The organism is Pseudomonas sp. MWU12-2345 (assembly GCF_023242385.1).
Classification (GTDB): Bacteria; Pseudomonadota; Gammaproteobacteria; order Pseudomonadales; family Pseudomonadaceae; genus Aquipseudomonas; species Aquipseudomonas gingeri_D.
Genome location: NZ_JALLJA010000006.1, coordinates 325,815 through 346,628, shown reverse-complemented (window position 1 = coordinate 346,628; position 20,814 = coordinate 325,815). Strand labels below are relative to the sequence as shown.

Here is a 20,814-nt window from a genome sequence, read left to right as displayed (position 1 = left end):
TCAATGAGCGGTCTTTTTTTATGTAGCGAGCGTTGGCTGAATCAAGTGCCTCAGAAGCGCTTGATGTCCGCCTGGCCTTCCAGCTGCTTGCGGTAGGCCGCGAAGTCCTGCTGGCCGGCACGGGAGGCGAGGAAGCGACGATAGGACGCCTTCTCTTCTTCGCTTGGTGCCGCGCCTTCGTTCACGCCGTTCAGACGCACCAGCACCAGGCTGCCATCAGCCAGGGTCACGGTGCTGAAGGTCGGCTTGTCCTTGCCTTCGGGCTTGGGCATGCGGAACAGCGCTTGCAGCACTGCCGGATCAACACCTTCCTGACCGCGGGTGACGGCTTCCTGGGTTTTCCAGGTCTGGCCGGCCGGCAGTGCCTTGCCTTCACGCAGGCTGGCGATCAGTTCGTCAGCCTTGACCTTGGCCGCCGCCGTGGCGTGCTCCTTGGTCAATTGCTTGCGAATCGGCGCATCCACGCTGGCCAGAGGCAGTTGCTCAGGCTTGTGGTGTTCCTTGGCACGCAATACCACCACGGTGTCCGGATCCAGCTCGAGGGCGGTGCTGTTGGCACCCTCATCCAGCACTTCCGGACTGAACGCCGCCGTCACGACGGCACGGTTGGCTGCTACACCTTCACCACCTTCACGCCCGAACGGCGCCGAGGTGTGCACCTTCAGGTTCAGGTCCTGGGCCGGCTGGGCCAGGTCGGAAGCTTCGAACGAGGCGTCTTCGAGCTGCTTGGTCGCCTCGACGAAACGCTGTTCCACTTGCTGGTTTTTCAGCTCGCGGGTCAGCTTGTCCTTCAGGCTGGCGAAGGTCGGCACTTGCGGTGCCTCGACGCCCAGCAACTTGATCAGGTGATAACCGAACTCGCTGCGCACCGGTCCCGACACCTGGTCCTTGGTCAAGGCATACAGCGCCTTTTCAAAGGCCGGGTCATAGACACCCGGGCCGGCGAAACCAAGGTCACCGCCATGGCTGGCCGAACCCGGGTCCTGGGAGAACTCCTTGGCCAGGGCGTCGAAATGCTCACCCTTGGCCAGGCGCTGCTGGATCTCTTCGATCTTCGCCTTGGCCTGTGCGTCGTTCACCTTGTCATTCACTTCGATCAGAATGTGCGCGGCACGACGCTGTTCAGCGAGGTTCGCGGTTTCTTTCTGATACAGCGCCTGCAGGTCTTCATCCTTGACGGTGACCTGATCGAAGAACGAGGACTTCTTCAGCTCCAGGTAATCGACGACCACCTGGTCCGGCGTCATGAACTCCTTGGCGTGCTTGTCGTAGTAGGCCTTGACCTCGTCATCGGTCAGCTTGACCGCCGACAGATCGACCGGCACGTTCAGCGAAGCGAAATCGCGGGTCTGTTTTTCCAGACGGGCAAACGCCAGTACCTGGGCATCAGTGACGAAACCACTGCCCGCCAGACCGGCACGGATCTGGCCGATCAGCATTTCCTGAGCCAGCATCTGGCGGAATTGCATACGACCGTAGCCCAGTTGACGAATCACCTGGTCGAAACGATCGGAGCTGAACTTGCCGTCCACCTGGAATTCAGGGGTTTGCAGGATGACCTGGTCCAGAGCACCCTCGGAGAAAGCGAACTTCGACTTCTCGGCGCCCTGCAGCAGCAGCTTGCGATCGATCAGCCCCTTGAGGGCGGATTCGCGGAGCATTTTCTCATCCAGCAACGAGGCATCGAAATCCTTGCCCAGCTGTTGCATGAGTTGGCGACGTTGCATGTCGACCGCCTGGCTCAGCTCGGTCTGGGTGATCTCGTCACCGTTGACCTTGGCCGCGTCCTGGCTAGTGGAGGTGGCCCTGAAAATGGCATCGAAACCGGTCAGCGCCATCAATGCGACGATGACTCCGATGATGGTCTTGGCAATCCAGCCTTGTGAATTGTCCCTGATATTTTGCAGCATGCGTCCCCCAGAAACGGTTGAACTTCAATGTGGGCAACCGTGGAGCGTGGGTAGAATCCGGATAGAAGAAAGGCGCATCCGAGGATGCGCCTTCTCGTAACTGGCAGAGCGGATGAGGGCTCGATACGCGTCCCTCGGCGTGTCAGGCCGGCCCTGAAAAAGGACCCTGGCCGACCGCTTCACCGCTCCGCGGCCAGATCAGGCAATAACCCGACCCGGATAGGCAAAGGCTTGAACGAATGTCAGTTGACAGCTTCTTTCAGTGCTTTGCCGGCTTTGAAACCTGGCTTTTTGGCAGCAGCGATTTCCAGCGTCTTACCGGTCTGAGGGTTGCGACCGATGCGAGCAGGACGGTCGGTCACGGAGAAGGTGCCGAAACCTACCAGTACAACGGAGTCGCCAGCCTTCAGAGCGCCAGTGACGGATTCGATGACTGCATCCAGCGCACGGCCAGCAGCAGCTTTCGGGATATCAGCGGATGCAGCGATAGCATCAATCAGTTCCGACTTGTTCACTCTAAGTCCCCTTATATCTATTGAGTATATTTCTAAGTTTTTGGGTGAAAGCTAAACCTGTGCTGAATGGCCTACAGACACTTAAGAGCCGCTTTATAACAAGGGCTCTAAAAAGCTGTCAAGGAAGCCACCCAGGCTTGATCCGTACTTAATGCGTGCTGATTCTTTCCTTAGAATCGGAGTCGCGCTTCTCATCTTTCGCGACGATCTCCGGAACCACATCTGGCAAGGGCTCCGGCGCGTATTGCAGCGCAATTTGCAGGACCTCGTCAATCCATTTAACCGGTTTAATCTGAAGATCCTGCTTGATATTGTCAGGAATTTCCTTCAGATCGCGCACATTCTCTTCTGGAATGATGACGGTCTTGATCCCACCACGATGTGCCGCCAGCAATTTTTCCTTCAAACCACCAATGGCCAGCACCTGACCGCGCAAGGTAATTTCACCGGTCATGGCCACGTCGGCACGCACAGGAATGCCAGTCAAGGCTGACACCAGGGCCGTACACATTCCTACACCAGCGCTAGGGCCGTCTTTCGGCGTCGCCCCTTCCGGCATATGGATATGGGTGTCGCGCTTCTCATGGAAGTCCAGGGGGATCCCCAGGCTCTTGGCGCGGCTGCGCACCACGGTCAACGCGGCGGTGATCGACTCGACCATGACATCGCCCAGGGAACCGGTCTTGATCAACTGGCCCTTGCCCGGCACCACGGCGGCTTCGATGGTCAACAACTCGCCACCGACCTGGGTCCAGGCCAGGCCCGTGACCTGACCGATCTGATCCTGTTGCTCGGCCAGGCCGTAGCGGAATTTACGCACGCCGAGGAAATGCTCCAGCAGGTCGGAGGTAACCTTGACCGAGAAGCGTTTTTCCAGGGAGTGCTCTTTCACCGCCTTGCGGCAGACCTTGGCGATTTGCCGCTCCAGCCCCCGCACACCGGCTTCGCGGGTGTAGTAGCGAATGATGTCGCGAATCGCCTCGACCTCGAATTCCAGCTCGCCCTTCTTCAGGCCATTGGCCTGGATCTGCTTGGGCGACAGGTACTTGGTGGCGATGTTGATCTTCTCGTCCTCGGTGTAACCCGGCAGGCGGATCACTTCCATCCGGTCGAGCAGCGCCGGCGGGATGTTCATCGAGTTGGAGGTGCAGAGGAACATGACATCGGACAGGTCGTAGTCAACTTCCAGGTAGTGGTCGTTGAAATTGTGGTTCTGTTCCGGGTCCAGCACCTCGAGCAGCGCCGAGGCCGGATCGCCACGCATGTCGCTGCCCATCTTGTCGATTTCATCGAGCAGGAACAGCGGGTTGCGCACGCCAACCTTTGTCATCTTTTGTATCAATCTTCCTGGCATCGAACCGATATAAGTCCGTCGATGACCACGAATTTCCGCTTCGTCACGCACGCCACCGAGGGCCATGCGTACGAATTTTCGATTGGTCGCGTGAGCAATCGACTCAGCCAGGGAAGTTTTACCCACGCCCGGAGGCCCGACGAGGCACAGTACCGGCCCCCGAATTTTCTTCACGCGCTTCTGCACGGCGAGGTATTCGAGGATACGCTCCTTGACTTCGTCCAGGCCATAATGGTCCGCGTCGAGAATATCTTCGGCCCGCGCCAGGTCCAGGCGCACCTTGCTCTGGGCCTTCCACGGCACCTGCACCAACCAGTCGAGGTAGGAGCGCACCACGGTCGCTTCCGCGGACATCGGCGACATCTGCTTGAGCTTGTTCAACTCGGCCAGGGCCTTGGTCATGGCATCTTTCGGCAGACCGGCGGCATCGATGCGCTTTTTCAGCTCTTCGACTTCATTATGGCCTTCGTCGCTGTCGCCCAGTTCCTTCTGAATGGCTTTCATTTGCTCATTCAGGTAGTACTCGCGCTGACTGCGCTCCATCTGCTTCTTGACGCGACCACGGATGCGTTTCTCGACCTGCAGCAGGTCGATTTCGGCGTCGAGCAGGGCCAGCACGTGCTCGACACGGGCCGACAGGTCGACGATTTCGAGAATTTCCTGCTTCTGTTCGATCTTCAAGGCCATGTGCGCGGCCATGGTATCGACCAGGCGGCTCGGCTCGTCGATGCTGTTCAACGACGACAGCACTTCAGCCGGGACTTTCTTGCCCAACTGCACATATTGTTCGAACTGTGCCAGCAGGCTGCGGACAAAGACTTCGGACTCACGGTCCGGGGCATCGACCTCGTCGATCAGCGCCACTTCGGCGCGGCAGTAGCCGTCAACCTCGCTGAAACGCTCGACGGTGCCGCGCTGCTCGCCCTCGACCAGCACCTTGACGGTGCCATCAGGCAATTTCAGCAACTGCAATACGGTGGCGACTGTACCTACGCGATACAGCGCATCTTCGCCCGGGTCATCATCGGCAGGATTACGTTGGGCCAGCAGCAGGATCTGCTTGTCGCCCGTCATCGCGGCCTCGAGGGCTTCGATAGATTTCTCGCGCCCCACGAACAGCGGGATCACCATGTGCGGATACACCACGACATCACGCAATGGCAGGAGAGGCAATTCGATGGTTGTCTTCATGATTTCGCCTCTACGGCGGCCGTACGGCCGGAAACAGATGGATAAGCTTGAAACCAAGATGGGGGCTTGTTCGGAAAAAAACAAGCGCCAAAAGAAAAGGGGCCCGAAGGCCCCTTGTCAGGTCACAGTCTGCCGCACTCAGGCGTCAGGCGCGGCCTTTGCCTGCAGCTCACTGTTCTCGTAGATGTACAGCGGCTTGGATTTACCCTCGATCACGCTTTCATCGATCACCACTTTGCTCACCTCGGACTGCGAGGGGATTTCATACATGGTGTCGAGCAGGACGCCTTCGAGGATCGAACGAAGGCCACGGGCACCGGTTTTACGCTCCAGGGCACGCTTGGCAACGGATTTCAGTGCATCGGCACGGAATTCCAGGTCAACCCCTTCCATTTCGAACAACTTGGCATACTGCTTGGTCAAGGCGTTCTTCGGCTCGGTGAGAATCTGCATCAACGCAGCCTCATCCAGCTCGTCAAGCGTGGCCAGGACCGGCAGGCGACCGACGAATTCCGGGATCAGACCGAACTTGACCAGATCGTCAGGTTCGACTTCACGCAGGGATTCACCGACCTTCTTGCCTTCTTCCTTGCTACGCACTTCGGCGCTGAAACCGATGCCACCACGGGTGGAACGGTTCTGAATAACCTTTTCCAGACCTGAGAACGCACCACCACAGATAAACAGGATGTTGCGGGTGTCCACTTGCAGGAATTCCTGCTGTGGGTGCTTGCGACCGCCCTGGGGCGGAACGGAGGCCACCGTGCCTTCGATCAACTTCAGCAAGGCCTGTTGCACGCCTTCACCGGAAACGTCCCGGGTGATCGACGGGTTATCGGACTTGCGGGAAATCTTGTCGATTTCATCGATGTAGACAATGCCCATCTGGGCCTTTTCCACATCGTAGTCGCACTTCTGCAACAGTTTCTGAATAATGTTTTCCACGTCTTCGCCCACATAACCCGCCTCGGTGAGGGTGGTTGCGTCAGCGATGGTGAACGGCACATTCAGCAGGCGAGCGAGGGTTTCAGCCAGCAAGGTCTTACCCGAGCCGGTCGGACCGATCAGCAGGATGTTGCTTTTGCCGAGCTCGACGTCGTCACTTTTCTTGTCACGCTGGTTCAGACGCTTGTAGTGGTTGTAGACCGCTACCGCCAGAACCTTTTTCGCACGCTCCTGACCAATCACATACTGATCAAGGATGCCGCTGATTTCTTTAGGCGAAGGCAATTTATGCGCGCTGCTTTCAGCCTGTGCTTCCTGCACCTCCTCACGGATGATGTCATTGCACAGGTCGACGCACTCGTCGCAGATAAAGACCGAGGGGCCGGCGATCAACTTGCGTACTTCATGCTGGCTTTTGCCGCAGAAGGAGCAATAGAGCAGCTTGCCGTTGTCCTCGCCGTTGCGGGTGTCAGTCATTCGTTCGATCCAAATCCGATAGGCTTGCAACACAAGATGAAGGCTATTGCGGGCTTTTTCAAGCCCGCTGGTGATCGGAACAGCCGACCAGCCCTATTTTGCGCTGCTTAATGTTAAGCGGGGCGCTTGTCGATCACTGCATCGATCAACCCGTAGTCACGCGCGGCTTCTGCGCTCATGAAGTTGTCACGGTTGGTATCGCGCTCGATTTCTTCCAGCGTGCGCCCGCTATGCTTGGCCATCAGCGTGTTGAGACGCTCGCGAATGAAGAGGATTTCCTTGGCATGGATTTCGATATCCGACGCCTGGCCCTGGAAACCGCCCAGTGGCTGGTGAATCATCACACGCGAGTTCGGCAGGCAGAAACGCTTGCCTTCGGCACCGGCCGTCAGCAGGAACGCGCCCATGCTGCACGCCTGGCCGATACAGGTGGTCGACACGTTTGGCTTGATGAACTGCATGGTGTCGTAGATCGACATGCCCGCTGTCACCGAACCGCCCGGGGAGTTGATATAGAGATGGATGTCCTTGTCCGGGTTTTCCGCTTCAAGGAACAGCAGCTGCGCACAGATCAGGTTGGCCATGTAGTCCTCTACCGGGCCCACCAGAAAAATCACCCGCTCCTTGAGAAGGCGCGAGTAGATGTCATAGGCGCGCTCGCCACGAGCGGACTGCTCGACAACCATCGGGACCAGGCCGCCTGCGGCCTGGATATCAGAGTTCTGCTGAATATAAGAATTACGGAACATGCTCTGCAGTCACTCCCAAATAGTCATGTCTTGAATACGCATAAGCCAGCGCGAGGCTGGCTTATGGTGTGTATTTCCAACGAGTCAGAAAATCAGTCGGCTTGTGGAGCTTCCACCGGCCTGACTGCTTCTTCGTAGGAGACCGATTTATCGGTCACATTCGCCTTCTGCAGAACAGTATCCACAACTTGTTCTTCCAGCACAACCGAACGAACTTCGTTCAGTTGCTGGTCGTTCTTGTAGTACCACGACACAACCTGCTCTGGCTCCTGGTAGGCCGAGGCCATTTCCTGGATCAGCTCACGCACGCGGGTTTCGTCAGGCTTGAGCTCGAACTGCTTGACCACCTCAGCCACGATCAGGCCCAGCACGACGCGGCGCTTGGCTTGTTCTTCGAACAGCTCGGCCGGCAGTTGGTCAGGCTTGATGTTGCCGCCGAACTGCTGAACGGCCTGCACGCGCAGACGATCCACTTCGTTGGACAGCAGGGCCTTCGGCACTTCGATCGGGTTGGCGGCCAGCAGACCGTCCATGACCTGGTTCTTGACCTTGGATTTGATCGCCTGGCGCAGCTCACGCTCCATGTTCTTGCGAACTTCGGTGCGGAAGCCGTCAATGCCGCTTTCCTTGATGCCGAACTGGGCGAAGAAGGCTTCGTTCAGCTCAGGCAGGGTCGGTGCGGACACAGTATTGACGGTCACGGTGAACTCGGCAGCTTTGCCAGCCAGGTCCAGGTTCTGGTAGTCAGCAGGGAAAGTCAGGCTCAGAACGCGTTCTTCACCGGCTTTAGCGCCTACCAGGCCATCTTCGAAGCCCGGGATCATGCGATTGGAGCCCAGCACCAGTTGGGTGCCCTTGGCGGAACCACCGGCGAAGACTTCACCGTCGACCTTGCCGACGAAATCGATGTTCAGCTGGTCTTCGTTCTGGGCGGCGCGATCGGCCACTTCGAAACGGGTGTTCTGCTTGCGCAGGATTTCCAGCATGTTGTCCAGATCCGAGTCCGCCACGTCGGCGCTCAGGCGCTCGACAGCGATGGAGTCGAAACCGGCAACGGTGAACTCAGGGAACACTTCGAACGTAGCAACGTATTCCAGGTCTTTGCCCTTCTCCAGCACTTTCGGCTCGACAGAAGGCTGACCAGCCGGGTTCAGCTTCTGCTCAACCACGGCTTCGTAGAAGGAGGACTGGATCACATCGCCCACGGCTTCCTGACGGGCATCCGCCTCGTAACGCTGGCGAATCACGCTCATTGGCACCTTGCCAGGGCGGAAGCCTGCAATCTTGGCCTTTTGGGCAGTCTGCTGCAGACGCTTGTTGACCTGGGTCTCGATGCGCTCAGCTGGCACGGTGATGCTCATGCGGCGCTCAAGAGCCGATGTATTTTCAACAGAAACTTGCATGGATATTCCTCGTTGCACAGACATTAGCCGGCCGTTTCCGACCTCAGAAGCAAGGGCAAGCATTCTAGAGGGTCAGACCCAAGAAGTCACCCTACTGAAAAGGGCTAAAAACAGCAGGTAATCATTGGGCATAGGCCACCCTTGAGCCAGGCGTCTCGGACAGGCGGTCACTCAATCACCTTTCTACTATATAGAAGAGCCGCGGGAGAGCATTGCGCCAGCACACCGACAGGCCCCGCAGGTCGGCGATCCGCCTTTTGCCTTGGCGGGTTAACAGTCAACCTGCGCCGCTTTATCATGCAAGCCAAGCACTGGAGCAACTGGCAACGATGACCTCACCAGGACGTTCGCCGCCACAGAAGCATGCCGCCAGTCATTCGCCTATTGCGTATCGCCAGGACATCGATGGCCTTCGTACCATCGCCATTATCGCCGTCGTTATATCCCGCACCTTGACTCGGCAAGACCAACCACGCCGCCAGGCAACCCTCTCCACCCGATAAAAGGACTGGAAGACTGCAGCCAAGTAAATTCCGATCGAGGCACAGAGACACCTTCACGAACAAGCTGGAAATGTGCCCAAGGCAACGAGGAATGGCGAAATTCGAGGCAATAAAAAAGCCGCTCAAGGCGGCTTCTTTACTGGGCCTTGCAAAAGTCAGCGGACCTTGGCGAAACCTGATGAAAAAAAACGCCAGATAATTAATCTGGCGTTTTTATTCGAATATGGGGTGGACGATGGGGATCGAACCCACGACAACAGGAGTCACAATCCTGTGCTCTACCAACTGAGCTACGCCCACCATATTGCCTGTTCAAAAAGACCGATCAGATCGACCTCCTTGTTAAGCCTCACCAACACCCAGCGGCCTTGATGAAACTTTATTTGGTGCGGATGAAGAGACTCGAACTCTTACGCCTCGCGGCGCTGGAACCTAAATCCAGTGTGTCTACCAATTCCACCACATCCGCGCATGAAGCCTTTAAAGCAAAAACGCCAGACTGTTAATCTAGCGCTTTTCGAAATATGGGGTGGACGATGGGGATCGAACCCACGACAACAGGAGTCACAATCCTGTGCTCTACCAACTGAGCTACGCCCACCATATTGCGTTACTTGTGCCAAAGCTGCCTAATGGCGCACCCGGCAGGACTCGAACCTGCGACCATCCGCTTAGAAGGCGGATGCTCTATCCAGCTGAGCTACGGGCGCCTTATTAATCTGTACTCGGTGACGACTACAAACCAAGTGCTTCAATCTTGCTGAGCCAGACATCAACTCTGCTCGACCTTCTCAACCAGTGCTAGGCTATGCCCGACAAGCGCGACAAATGTTATAGACGAGCCGAAAGATCGTCAACTCTTTTCTAAAAAAAATTCAGATATATAAAGGGCTTAGGGGAATATCCGGACCAAGCGCCTTTGCCCTCGCGCCACGACATGCGAGAATGCGCACTCTTTTTCAACCCCTCTCGATGGTTAATCACGCGTCATGACTGCACAACTAATCGACGGCAAAGCGATCGCCGCCCGTCTGCGCCAGCAGATCGCCCAACGTGTCGCCGAGCGTCGCCAGCAGGGCCTGCGTACGCCAGGCCTCGCGGTGATTCTGGTCGGCAGCGATCCTGCCTCTCAGGTTTATGTTTCGCACAAGCGTAAAGACTGCGAAGAGGTCGGCTTCATTTCACAAGCCTACGACTTGCCTAGCGACACCACCCAACAGGCGCTCACCGACCTGATCGATCGCCTCAATGACGATCCGCAGATCGACGGCGTGCTGCTGCAATTGCCGCTGCCCGAACATCTGGACGCCTCCAAGCTGCTGGAACGCATTCGCCCGGACAAGGACGTCGACGGCTTCCACCCTTATAATGTCGGTCGCCTGGCCCAGCGCATTCCGTTGCTGCGTCCGTGCACCCCGAAAGGCATCATGACCCTGCTGGAAAGCACCGGGGTCGATCTGTACGGGATGGATGCGGTGATTGTCGGCGCCTCCAATATCGTCGGTCGGCCGATGGCCATGGAGCTGCTGTTGGCCGGCTGCACCGTGACCGTCACCCACCGCTTCACCCGGGACCTGGCCGGCCACGTCGGCCGTGCCGATCTGGTGGTGGTGGCCGCCGGCAAGCCGGGCCTGGTCAAGGGCGAGTGGATCAAGGAAGGCGCCATCGTCATCGACGTCGGCATCAACCGCCAGGAAGACGGCAAGCTGGTGGGTGACGTGGTCTACGAGACCGCCCTGCCCCGTGCCGGCTGGATCACTCCGGTTCCGGGTGGCGTCGGCCCGATGACCCGCGCCTGCCTGCTGGAAAACACCTTGTATGCCGCCGAAACGCTGCATGCCTGAGGCGATGGAGCCCTCAGCGTTGCCACAACGCTGAAGGCCTTCACCCAACAAAAAACCGCCAATCGGCGGTTTTCTGTTGCCACAGGAACCCGACTCAGTCAGCCAGACGCCAGGTGGTCCCGCCCTTGCCGTCTTCCAGCACCACGCCCATGGCGGTGATCTGGTCGCGGATACGGTCGGATTCCGCCCAGTCCTTGTTGGCCCGTGCCGCCAGACGTGCCTGGATCAGCGCGTCGACTTCAGCCCCATCGACCCGCCCTTCGGCACCCGCCTGCAGGAAGTCGTCGGCTTGCAACTGCAAGACGCCGAGCACGCTGGCCAGCTCTTTCAGACGCGCCGCCAGACCGGCCGCCGCAGCCAGATCACTCTCGCGCAGACGGTTGATCTCACGCACCATCTCGAACAGCACCGCACAGGCTTCCGGCGTGCCGAAGTCATCGTTCATCACCCGGGTGAAACGCTCGACGAACGCCTCGCCACCGGCTGCCGGCACATTCGGCAGGCCTTTCAGCGCATGGTAGAAACGCTCCAGGGCGCCCTTGGCATCCTTGAGGTTGTCTTCCGAGTAGTTGATGGCGCTGCGGTAGTGGCTCGACACCAGCAGGTAACGCACGACTTCCGGGTGGTACTTGTCCAGCACATCGCGAATGGTGAAGAAGTTGTTCAAGGACTTGGACATCTTCTCGCCATTGATGCGGATCATGCCGCAGTGCATCCAGGCATTGGCGTAGGTCTTGCCGGTGGCCGCCTCGCTCTGGGCGATTTCGTTTTCATGGTGCGGGAACTCGAGGTCGCTGCCGCCGCCATGAATATCGAAGGTCTCGCCCAGGCAGCAGGTGGACATCACCGAGCACTCGATATGCCAGCCCGGACGCCCGGCGCCCCACGGCGACTCCCAGCTCGGCTCGCCGGGCTTGGTGCCTTTCCACAGGACGAAGTCCAGCGGATCCTGCTTGGCTTCGTCGACTTCGATCCGCGCCCCGATGCGCAGATCTTCGATTTTCTTGCGCGACAACTTGCCGTAGCCCATGAACTTGGCAACGCGGTAATACACGTCGCCATTGCCCGGGGCGTAGGCGTAACCCTTGTCGATCAGGGTCTGGATCATGGTCAGCATGCCCGGGATATGATCCGTGGCGCGCGGCTCCATGTCCGGCTTGAGAATGTTGAGGCGCGCCTCGTCCTCGTGCATCGCGGTGATCATGCGCTCGGTCAGCGCGTCGAACGACTCGCCGTTTTCGTTGGCCCGATTGATGATCTTGTCGTCGATATCGGTGATGTTGCGCACATACGTCAGGTCATACCCGCTGAAACGCAACCAGCGAGTGACCAGATCGAAGGCCACCATGCTGCGGCCATGGCCCAGGTGGCAGTAGTCATACACGGTCATCCCGCAGACATACATGCGCACCTTGTTGCCATCCAGGGGCTTGAAGACTTCTTTGCTCTTGGTGAGCGTGTTGTAGATCGTTAGCACAACGGCGTCCTTAAAGAATCACTGGCCCCACGAATCACGCAAGGTCACGGTACGGTTGAATACCGGAGCACCGGGTTTCGAGTCCTTGATATCCGCGCAGAAGTAACCTTCGCGCTCGAACTGGAAACGGTCTTCCGGCTGTGCATTGCCCAGCGAGGGTTCAGCACGACAACCCGTGAGAACTTGCAGTGAGTCAGGGTTGATGTTGTCCAGGAAACTGGCGCTGTCTTCGGCTTTCTCGGGGTTGGCCGAACGGAACAGGCGATCGTACAGGCGCACTTCGCACTCGACGCTGGCCGCCGCCGGCACCCAGTGGATCACACCCTTGACCTTGCGCCCTTCGGGGTTCTTGCCCAGGGTTTCAGGATCGTAGGAGCAGCGCAGCTCGACGATATTGCCGTCGGCATCCTTGATTGCTTCGTCGGCACGGATCACGTAGCTGCCGCGCAGGCGCACTTCACCGGTCGGCTCCAGGCGCTTGTAGCCCTTGGGCGGCTCTTCCATGAAGTCGTCGCGATCAATGTAGATCTCACGGGCGAACGGCAATGCCCGTACGCCCATGTCTTCTTTCGGGTGGCGCGGCAGTTCGAGATTCTCGACCTGGCCTTCCGGGTAGTTGGTGATCACGACTTTCAGCGGACGCAGCACGCACATGGCCCGTGGCGCGCTGTGGTCGAGGTCGTCGCGGATGCTGAATTCCAGCATGCCGAAGTCCACCACGCCGTCGGAACGGTTGGTGCCGACCATTTCGCAGAAGTTGCGGATGGATTTAGGCGTGTAGCCACGGCGCCGGAAGCCCGAGAGCGTCGACATGCGCGGGTCGTCCCAGCCGTTGACGTGCTTCTCGTCCACCAACTGCTTGAGCTTGCGCTTGCTGGTGATGGTGTAGTTCAGGTTCAGGCGGCTGAACTCATACTGCCGCGGATGCGCCGGCACGGGCAGGTTTTCCAGAAACCACTCGTACAACGGACGGTGGCTTTCGAACTCCAGGGTGCAGATCGAGTGGGTAATGCCTTCAATGGCATCCGATTGACCGTGGGTGAAGTCGTAGTTCGGGTAGATGCACCACTTGTCGCCGGTCTGGTGGTGATGAGCGTGGCGGATGCGATACATGATCGGGTCGCGCAGGTTCATGTTCGGCGAAGCCATGTCAATCTTGGCCCGCAGCACGCGGGCGCCGTCCGGGAATTCTCCGGCTCGCATGCGCGCGAACCAGTCGAGGTTCTCTTCTACCGAACGCTCGCGGAACGGGCTGTTCTTGCCCGGCTCGGTCAGGCTGCCACGGTATTCCTTGGCCTGCTCGGGGGTCAGGTCGTCGACGTAGGCCTTGCCGGCCTTGATCAGCTCCACCGCCCAGTCGTGCAACTGATCGAAATACTGCGAGGCATAGCGCACTTCACCGGACCATTCGAAGCCCAGCCACTTGACGTCGCTTTCGATGGCGTCGATGTATTCCTGGTCTTCCTTGGCCGGGTTGGTGTCGTCGAAACGCAGGTGCGTGACGCCGCCGAACTCCTGGGCCAGGCCGAAGTTCACGCAGATCGACTTGGCGTGGCCGATGTGCAGGTAGCCGTTGGGCTCAGGCGGGAAACGCGTCACGATCTGAGTGTGCTTGCCCGAGTCCAGGTCGGCCTGAATGATCGGGCGCAGGAAGTTGACCGGGACAGCCGGTCCGGTCTTGACGTTCGAGGTAGGGTCGACAGTGGGCTTGCTCATAGGATCCTTGGGCTTGCGGTTGCGCGGCCGGGGGCGGCCTGATCAATCAAAACGGCTATCATAGCCGATGCGATCAGGCAGCTGACAGTGGCGCGCCGAAAACGGCGGCTATTAATAGTGCCGGGATGAAAAAACCGCCTCGAAATTCCCGCGCCTCACGCTAAACTGCGCAACCTGGTCGTTTTATGCCAGATCGGTTCGGCCCCGCGAGCGGTACCCGCATGCCGAAACCCACGAATTCCTTCAAAGAGTAGCCAAGATGACCCAAGTCAAACTGACCACCAACCACGGCGAAATCGTCCTGGAACTGAACGCCGAGAAAGCCCCGATCACCGTGGCCAACTTCATCGAGTACGTTAACGCCGGCCACTACGAAAACACCGTTTTCCACCGTGTGATCGGCAACTTCATGATCCAGGGCGGCGGTTTCGAGCCTGGCATGAAAGAAAAGAAAGACAAGCGCCCAAGCATCCAGAACGAAGCCGACAACGGCCTGCCGAACGAGAAGTACAGCGTTGCCATGGCCCGTACCATGGAGCCGCATTCGGCCTCCGCGCAGTTCTTCATCAACGTCACCGACAACAGCTTCCTGAACCACAGCGCCAAGACCGTCCAGGGCTGGGGCTACGCGGTATTCGCCAAAGTGGTTTCCGGCACTGAAGTGGTCGACAAGATCAAAGGCGTGGCCACCACCATGAAGGCCGGCCACCAGGACGTACCCGCAGAAGACGTGATCATCGAGAAAGCAGAGATCGTTGAGTGATACTGCTGATTTCAGATTTGCATCTGGAAGAGGAGCGCCCGGACATTACCCGGGCGTTTCTGGATTTCCTCGCCGGACGCGCCCGTTCGGCACAAGCGCTGTACATCCTGGGCGATTTTTTCGAAGTCTGGATCGGCGACGATGCCATGACCCCCTTTCAAGACTCGATCTGCGCAGCCTTGCGCGCATTGAGCGACAGTGGCACGCAGGTTTTCCTGATGCACGGCAATCGTGACTTCCTGCTGGGCAACGCCTTTTGCAAAGCGGCCGGCGCGACCCTGCTCAAGGACCCGAGCGTGGTGCGGATGAATGACGAGCCGGTGCTGTTGATGCACGGCGACAGCCTGTGCACGCGGGACGAGGCCTATATGCGCCTGCGTCGTTATCTGCGCAACCCCATCACCTTGTTCATCCTCCGGCATCTGCCGCTGCGCACCCGCCACAAGCTGGCGCGCAAATTGCGCAGCGAGAGTCGTGCGCAGACGCGGATGAAAGCCAATGACATTGTCGATGTGACGCCGGATGAGGTGGTGCAGGTCATGCAGCAGCATGGCGTGCAGACCCTGATCCACGGCCACACCCATCGACCGGCCATTCACAAGCTGCAACTCGGCGCGCAGGCGGCAAAACGGATTGTGCTGGGGGATTGGGATCGCCAGGGCTGGGCCTTGCAGGTGGACGAGCAGGGTTTCCAACTGGCGGCGTTTGATTTCGTGCCGCCAGCCTGAACACTGACCTGTAGGGGCGTCGCTTGCCCGCGAATAGGCCCGCAAGGCTCCTACAGGTTTTGTGCCGTGCGTATTATCGTCAGTGCCCCGCGGCCGCCGGCCCGGCCTTCGCCGCGAACGGTGGCTTGGCCAGCCACACCAGCAACATCAAGCCCATGAAGCCCCAGCCCAGCAACGTAAAGTAATCCACGGTCGAGAGCATGTACGCCTGACTGGTGAGCACCTGATCCAACTGGGCATAAGCCCGGGTGCCCGCCCCACCGAGATTGCTCAGGGTGTCGCGCGTCGCGGGATCGAAGGGGGTAATGCTTTCACTGAGATAAGCATGGTGCTGGTCCGCCCGGCGAATCCAGATCCAGGTGGTCAGCGATGCGGCAAAGCTGCCCCCCAACGTACGCAGGAAAGTCGCCAGGCCGGCACCGTCGGCAATCTGGCTCGGCGGCAGGTCCGACATCAGGATGCTCAGGGTCGGCATGAAGAACAACGCCACACCGATCCCCATGAACAGTTGCACCATGGCGATATGCCCGAAGTCCACCTCGTTGGTAAAACCGGCGCGCATAAAGCAGCTCAGGCCGATTGCCAGGAACGCCAGGCCGGCGAGCAGGCGCAGATCGACCTTATTGGCGTATTTACCGACAAAAGGCGACATCAGTACCGGCAGGATCCCGATCGGCGCCACCGCGAGGCCGGCCCAGGTCGCGGTGTAGCCCATCTGGGTCTGCAACCACTGCGGCAGGATCAGGTTGATGCCGAAGAACCCGGCGTAGCCGAGGATCAGCACAATGGTCCCGATACGGAAATTGCGGTAGGCGAACAGCCGCAGATTGACCACCGGATGCTTGTCCGTCATCTCCCAGATCACGAACACCGACAGGGCAATCGCCGAGATGACCGCACCGATCACGATGAAGTTCGACTCGAACCAGTCCAGGTCATTGCCCTTGTCGAGGATCACCTGCAAGGCCCCGACACCAATGATCAAGGTCAGCAAACCGACATAGTCCATCGGCTGGCGACTGATCTCCACCGGCCGGGCCCTGAGTTGCTGGCGGACCACCATCGCGGCGAATACGCCGATGGGCACGTTGATAAAGAAGATCCACGGCCAGCTGTAGCTGTCGGTAATCCAGCCGCCGAGAATCGGCCCGGCAATCGGCGCGACCACCGTGACCATTGCCAATAGCGCCAGGGCCATGCCGCGCTTGGCCGGCGGATAGACCGCAATCAGCAGCGTCTGGGTCATCGGGTACAGCGGCCCGGCGACCAGCCCTTGCAGCACGCGAAAGCCCACCAGTTCAGGCATCGAGGTGGAAATACCGCAGAGGAACGACGCCATGACAAAAAGGATCGTCGCCCAGATAAACAGTTTCACCTCGCCAAAGCGCCGGCTCAGCCAGCCGGTCAGCGGCAAGGCGATAGCGTTGCTCACGGCAAAGGAGGTGATGACCCAGGTGCCCTGCTCCGAACTCACCCCCAGGTTGCCGGAAATGGTCGGCAAGGCCACGTTGGCGATGGTGGTGTCGAGCACCTGCATGAAGGTCGCCAGCGACAGGCCGATGGTACTGAGCAACAGGCTGGGGGGAGTGAAAGATGCGTTCGAGCTCATCGCGAATCCTTGGAAACGAGGCAGGTGCCGCGACGCTCGGGTCGCGGCTGGATTGGCGACTCAGCGTTGCGCGGTTTTCGTCGCGGTGGCGCTGTTTTCATGGATCAGCCGGGTAATTTCCGCATCGGCATCGGCCAGTTGCTGCCCATACACATCGGTGCTGAACGAAGCCTTCTGCGGCGGCTGCTGGGCCAGCACCGGGCCGCTCTGGTCATGCAGGTTGACCTCGACCTGGGTCGACAGGCCGACCCGCAGCGGGTGCTTGGCCAGCTCTTCGGCGTTGATGTGAATGCGCACCGGCACCCGCTGGACAATCTTGATCCAGTTGCCGGTGGCGTTCTGCGCCGGTAGCAAGGCAAAGGCACTGCCGGTGCCGGCGCCGAGGCTGTCGATGGTGCCGCTGAATTTCACCGAACTGCCATACAGGTCGGCCTCGATGTCCACGGGCTGACCGATGCGCATATCACGCAGCTGGGTTTCCTTGAAGTTGGCGTCGATCCACAGCTGATCCAGGGGAATCACCGCCATCAGCGCGGTACCCGGCTGAACCCGCTGGCCCAATTGCACGGTGCGCTTGGCGACATAGCCGGTGACCGGGGCAATCAGGGTGGTCCGCGCATTGGCCAGATAAGCCTGGCGCAGTTGCGCGGCCGCGGCTTTGACATCCGGGTGATTGGATACCACGGTGTCATCCACCAGGGCGTTGCTGCTGTTGAGTTGATGCTGGACGTTGTTCAGCGCGCTCTGGGCGGAGGTCAGGTCGTCACGGGCGTGGGACAGCTCTTCCTGGGAAATCGCGCCACCGGCCGCCAGGTTCTTGCGACGGGTAAAGTTTTCCTGGGCCTTCTGCACCGCTGTCTTCTGCTCGGCGACCTGGGCGCGTATGCCGTCGACATTGCTGTACAGACCGCGGACCTGGCGCACGGCCTTGGCCAGGTTGGCCTCGGCGCTTTGCAGACCGATCTTGGCGTCACTCGGATCGAAGTTCACCAGCACCTGCCCGGCATGCACCAGATCGCCGTCATCGGCACCGATGCTGACCACGGTGCCGGTCGCCAGCGGGGTGACTTCCACCACGTTGCCGTTGACATAGGCGTCGTCGGTGCTTTCGTTCCAGCGTCCGTAGACTTCATGCCAACCCCAGACACCGAGGCCGCCAAGGATCACCAGCAGGGTGAGACCGGTCAGCATGACCTTGCGCTTGCGGGAATTGCCAGCATCCTGGGTTGTTTCAGTAGTGTTCGTTGCAATGGCCATGGCAGGTACCTTGAATTAATAAGTCTGAGCCGAGGGGCGGGTGGCGTTCGAGGCGATGTTGTCAGCCTGGAAACCACCTCCCAGGGCCTGCATCAGTTCAATGGAGAGGTCGATCTGCTGGGCATTCAGGTCCGCCAGCTGACGCTGGGCCTGCAACAGGGTCTGCTCGATGGTGAGTACGTCCAGGTAGTTGCCGATGCCCGCGCCATAGCGCTGCAACACCGTGTTATAGGAGTCCTGGGCGATATCCGCCGCATGTTGCTGGGCCACGATCTGCTGGCCAAGGGCGCGCAGTTGCTGGAGGGTGTCGCTGACATCACCCAGGGCCTGGACCAGGCTCTTGTTGTATTGCGCCACCGCCAGGTCGTAGTCGGCGTCCTTGGCGTCGAGGCCGGCGCGCAGGCGACCGCCATCGAAGATCGGCAACGAGACGGTCGGCGCGATGCTGAAGAAGCGACTGGGGGAACCGAACATCGCATCTCCCAGCAACGACTCGCCACCGGCGGCGGCACTCAGGTTGAGGTTGGGATAGAAACGCGTCTTGCCGGCAGCGATATCCTTGCTCGCGGCCTCGACACGCCAGCGCGCGGCCACCAGGTCCGGACGCCGCCCCAGCAGTTCCGCCGGCAGCACCGAAGGCAAGGCCACGGCGCTCGGCTGGAGGATTTTCGGCCGGGCGATCTCATTGCCGCGATCCGGGCCCTTGCCCAGCAACACGGCCAGGGCGACCTTGGCGCTTTGCAGCTTTTTCCCGGCGTCGATCACCTGCTCTTCAGCCGTGGCGGCCAGGCTTTCGGTCTGCTGGTACTGGTAGTGGCTGTCGATGCCGGAACTCAGCCGACGCTTGCCCAGGTCCAGCAGCTTGTGGGTGCGCTGCAGGTCATCGTTGGCCAGGTCATAGACGATATGCGCCTGCCCCAGGTTGCTGTAGGCCCGTGCCACGTCGGCGGCCAGGGTCAGTTGCGCGGCCTGGCGGTCGACTTCGGCGGCGCGCGCCTGGCCCAACGCGGCTTCCCAGGCGTCACGCTGGCCGCCCCAGAGATCGAAGCTGTAGTTGAAGGTGACACCCGCCTTGCGCACGGTCTCGTAGAGGCCGCCGCGACCGGTGGGGTCCTGGTCCCGTGGCAGGCGCGAACGGGTGATACCGCCACTGGCATCGAGGGTCGGCGTCCGCGCCGCATCGGCGGCATCGGCCGCTGCGCTGGCCTGATGCGCCCGCGCGCTGGCGACCTGCATATCGGGGCTGTCGCGCAGGGCTTCGCGGATCAGGCCATCGAGTTGCGGATCGCCGAGGCTTTTCCACCAGTCGCTTTTCGGCCAGGCCGCCGGCGACAGGGTCACGCCCTTGAGGGATTGAGCGGCCTTGAGGTCTTTCGCCTCGAGGCTGACGCCTTCGGTGTTCAGGCCGCTGTAGCTGGCGCAACCGGCCAGGACCATCGACACGAACACCAGGCTGAAGCCGGTACGCAGGGTTTTACTGCTCATTTTTTTCACCCACCCGCAGCAGGGTGATCGAGTCCCCGGCCGCCAGCAAAATTTTCTTCAGGATCTCTTCCAGGCTCCGCAGCTCTTGCGGGGTGACAGCCCCTGCCAGTTCGTTCATCGCATCGGCACCGATTTCCGGCAAACGGTCGGCAAGGACCTGCCCCTGCGCCGTGAGCACCAGTTGCACCTGGCGCCGATCACCTTCGGAGCGCCGACGGGCGAGCAGATCTTTCTGCTCCAGGCGATCAAGCATGCGAGTCATCGAACCGCTGTCCAGGGACAGGTGGCGGCACAGCTCGGCCGGAGTATCGACCCCGAACTGGGCCATGATGATCAACACCTTGAACTGCGCGGCGGTGATGCCGTACGGCACCATATGGGCGTCGATGATCCGGTCCTTGAGCAACGCGGCACGGCCCAGGAGCAAGCCGAGATGGCAGTTGTGAAAGTCGTCCGGGGTGAAATGTTTCATTAGGCCACCAAAAGCTGCTTAGGCAGAGAGTTGGTGAGATATTACTGCTTAGGCAGCTAATATCAAAGCATTAGTTAGCAAGCTTTTTATTTACCCGATAAAAGGCCGAGGAAGGAATAGATAACTCTAGACACACCTTTGAATTCGATGTTTGATAACGGCACGGCTAGGCTTCCCTGACATACCTGACAAGGAGTCACAGGTGAAAAGCAGGGATTTGATCGCCGAACTGGAAGCCGCTGGCTGGATGCTGCAACGAATAAGGGGCAGTCATCATGTTTTTGTCCACCCCAGCAGCCCCCACTCGATCCCCGTGCCGCATCCGAAGAAGGATCTGCCGCTCGGGACCATCAGAAGCATCAGAAGCATCAGAAAACGGGCGGGCTTGTCATGAGCCCGTTCAGTCAGGAGACCAT

At 59.7% G+C, this 20,814-nt stretch carries 16 protein-coding genes and 4 tRNA genes; 4 read left to right on the top strand and 16 right to left on the bottom strand.

Annotated elements, in window-relative coordinates:
- Positions 1 to 50: 50 nt before the first annotated feature.
- From M5C71_RS15380 to M5C71_RS15335, 10 genes are all read right to left on the bottom strand, one after another.
- Complete coding sequence (locus M5C71_RS15380; protein WP_103497810.1) at positions 51 to 1,910, bottom strand: SurA N-terminal domain-containing protein; 1,860 nt, start codon at positions 1,908 to 1,910, stop codon at positions 51 to 53.
- Between the two features lie 242 nt (positions 1,911 to 2,152).
- Complete coding sequence (locus tag M5C71_RS15375) at positions 2,153 to 2,425, bottom strand: HU family DNA-binding protein (RefSeq protein WP_002552737.1); 273 nt, start codon at positions 2,423 to 2,425, stop codon at positions 2,153 to 2,155.
- A gap of 148 nt (positions 2,426 to 2,573) precedes the next feature.
- Entirely contained in the window at positions 2,574 to 4,970 is a 2,397-nt protein-coding gene (gene lon, locus M5C71_RS15370) for an endopeptidase La (protein ID WP_103497809.1), read from the bottom strand.
- 138 nt (positions 4,971 to 5,108) lie between these two features.
- Complete coding sequence (gene clpX, locus M5C71_RS15365; RefSeq protein ID WP_103497808.1) at positions 5,109 to 6,392, bottom strand: ATP-dependent Clp protease ATP-binding subunit ClpX; 1,284 nt, start codon at positions 6,390 to 6,392, stop codon at positions 5,109 to 5,111.
- A 113-nt stretch (positions 6,393 to 6,505) separates the two neighbouring features.
- On the bottom strand, positions 6,506 to 7,141 hold the full coding sequence (gene clpP / locus M5C71_RS15360; RefSeq protein WP_017736926.1) for an ATP-dependent Clp endopeptidase proteolytic subunit ClpP: 636 nt from the start codon (positions 7,139 to 7,141) through the stop codon (positions 6,506 to 6,508).
- A gap of 92 nt (positions 7,142 to 7,233) precedes the next feature.
- Positions 7,234 to 8,544 carry a trigger factor gene (tig, locus tag M5C71_RS15355; RefSeq protein WP_248768149.1) on the bottom strand — a complete coding sequence of 437 codons (1,311 nt, stop codon included), beginning with the start codon at positions 8,542 to 8,544 and terminating at the stop codon, positions 7,234 to 7,236.
- 727 nt (positions 8,545 to 9,271) lie between these two features.
- Positions 9,272 to 9,347, bottom strand: a tRNA-His gene (locus tag M5C71_RS15350).
- Positions 9,348 to 9,431: 84 nt separating this feature from the next.
- Positions 9,432 to 9,516: transfer RNA gene (locus M5C71_RS15345), tRNA-Leu, on the bottom strand.
- 56 nt (positions 9,517 to 9,572) lie between these two features.
- A tRNA-His gene (locus M5C71_RS15340) sits at positions 9,573 to 9,648 on the bottom strand.
- A 32-nt stretch (positions 9,649 to 9,680) separates the two neighbouring features.
- Positions 9,681 to 9,757: transfer RNA gene (locus M5C71_RS15335), tRNA-Arg, on the bottom strand.
- Between the two features lie 279 nt (positions 9,758 to 10,036).
- Between M5C71_RS15335 and folD the strand changes: the two genes are divergently transcribed.
- Entirely contained in the window at positions 10,037 to 10,891 is an 855-nt protein-coding gene (gene folD / locus M5C71_RS15330; RefSeq protein ID WP_103499462.1) for a bifunctional methylenetetrahydrofolate dehydrogenase/methenyltetrahydrofolate cyclohydrolase FolD, read from the top strand.
- Positions 10,892 to 10,985: 94 nt separating this feature from the next.
- On the opposite strand, the gene cysS is transcribed toward folD, so the two are convergent.
- Positions 10,986 to 12,368, bottom strand: coding sequence for a cysteine--tRNA ligase (cysS, locus tag M5C71_RS15325; RefSeq protein ID WP_103499463.1), 1,383 nt, complete (start codon positions 12,366 to 12,368; stop codon positions 10,986 to 10,988).
- Positions 12,369 to 12,386: 18 nt separating this feature from the next.
- Complete coding sequence (locus M5C71_RS15320) at positions 12,387 to 14,084, bottom strand: glutamine--tRNA ligase/YqeY domain fusion protein (protein WP_103499464.1); 1,698 nt, start codon at positions 14,082 to 14,084, stop codon at positions 12,387 to 12,389.
- A 259-nt stretch (positions 14,085 to 14,343) separates the two neighbouring features.
- On the opposite strand from M5C71_RS15320, the gene M5C71_RS15315 reads away from it, so the two are divergent.
- The gene (locus M5C71_RS15315; protein ID WP_103499465.1) at positions 14,344 to 14,847 is read left to right on the top strand and encodes a peptidylprolyl isomerase; all 504 of its coding nucleotides are present in this window, start codon (positions 14,344 to 14,346) and stop codon (positions 14,845 to 14,847) included.
- Complete coding sequence (locus tag M5C71_RS15310) at positions 14,844 to 15,575, top strand: UDP-2,3-diacylglucosamine diphosphatase (protein WP_248768148.1); 732 nt, start codon at positions 14,844 to 14,846, stop codon at positions 15,573 to 15,575. Before M5C71_RS15315 ends, M5C71_RS15310 begins: the two co-directional genes overlap by 4 nt.
- A 79-nt stretch (positions 15,576 to 15,654) precedes the next feature.
- Here the strand turns inward: M5C71_RS15310 and M5C71_RS15305 are convergent, their stop codons facing one another.
- From M5C71_RS15305 to M5C71_RS15290, 4 genes are read right to left on the bottom strand one after another with little or no spacing between them, the layout of a single operon-like run.
- Entirely contained in the window at positions 15,655 to 17,184 is a 1,530-nt protein-coding gene (locus M5C71_RS15305; protein WP_248768147.1) for a DHA2 family efflux MFS transporter permease subunit, read from the bottom strand.
- A 60-nt stretch (positions 17,185 to 17,244) separates the two neighbouring features.
- Positions 17,245 to 18,441: an efflux RND transporter periplasmic adaptor subunit gene (locus M5C71_RS15300; protein ID WP_103499468.1), complete on the bottom strand. Its 1,197-nt coding sequence runs from the start codon at positions 18,439 to 18,441 to the stop codon at positions 17,245 to 17,247.
- A 15-nt stretch (positions 18,442 to 18,456) separates the two neighbouring features.
- Entirely contained in the window at positions 18,457 to 19,926 is a 1,470-nt protein-coding gene (locus M5C71_RS15295) for an efflux transporter outer membrane subunit (protein ID WP_103499469.1), read from the bottom strand.
- Positions 19,916 to 20,398, bottom strand: a complete 483-nt coding sequence (locus tag M5C71_RS15290; protein ID WP_103499470.1) for a MarR family transcriptional regulator — start codon at positions 20,396 to 20,398, stop codon at positions 19,916 to 19,918. Before M5C71_RS15290 ends, M5C71_RS15295 begins: the two co-directional genes overlap by 11 nt.
- 202 nt (positions 20,399 to 20,600) lie before the next feature.
- Between M5C71_RS15290 and M5C71_RS15285 the strand changes: the two genes are divergently transcribed.
- Positions 20,601 to 20,792, top strand: a complete 192-nt coding sequence (locus tag M5C71_RS15285) for a type II toxin-antitoxin system HicA family toxin (RefSeq protein ID WP_248768146.1) — start codon at positions 20,601 to 20,603, stop codon at positions 20,790 to 20,792.
- Positions 20,793 to 20,814 lie beyond the last annotated feature (22 nt).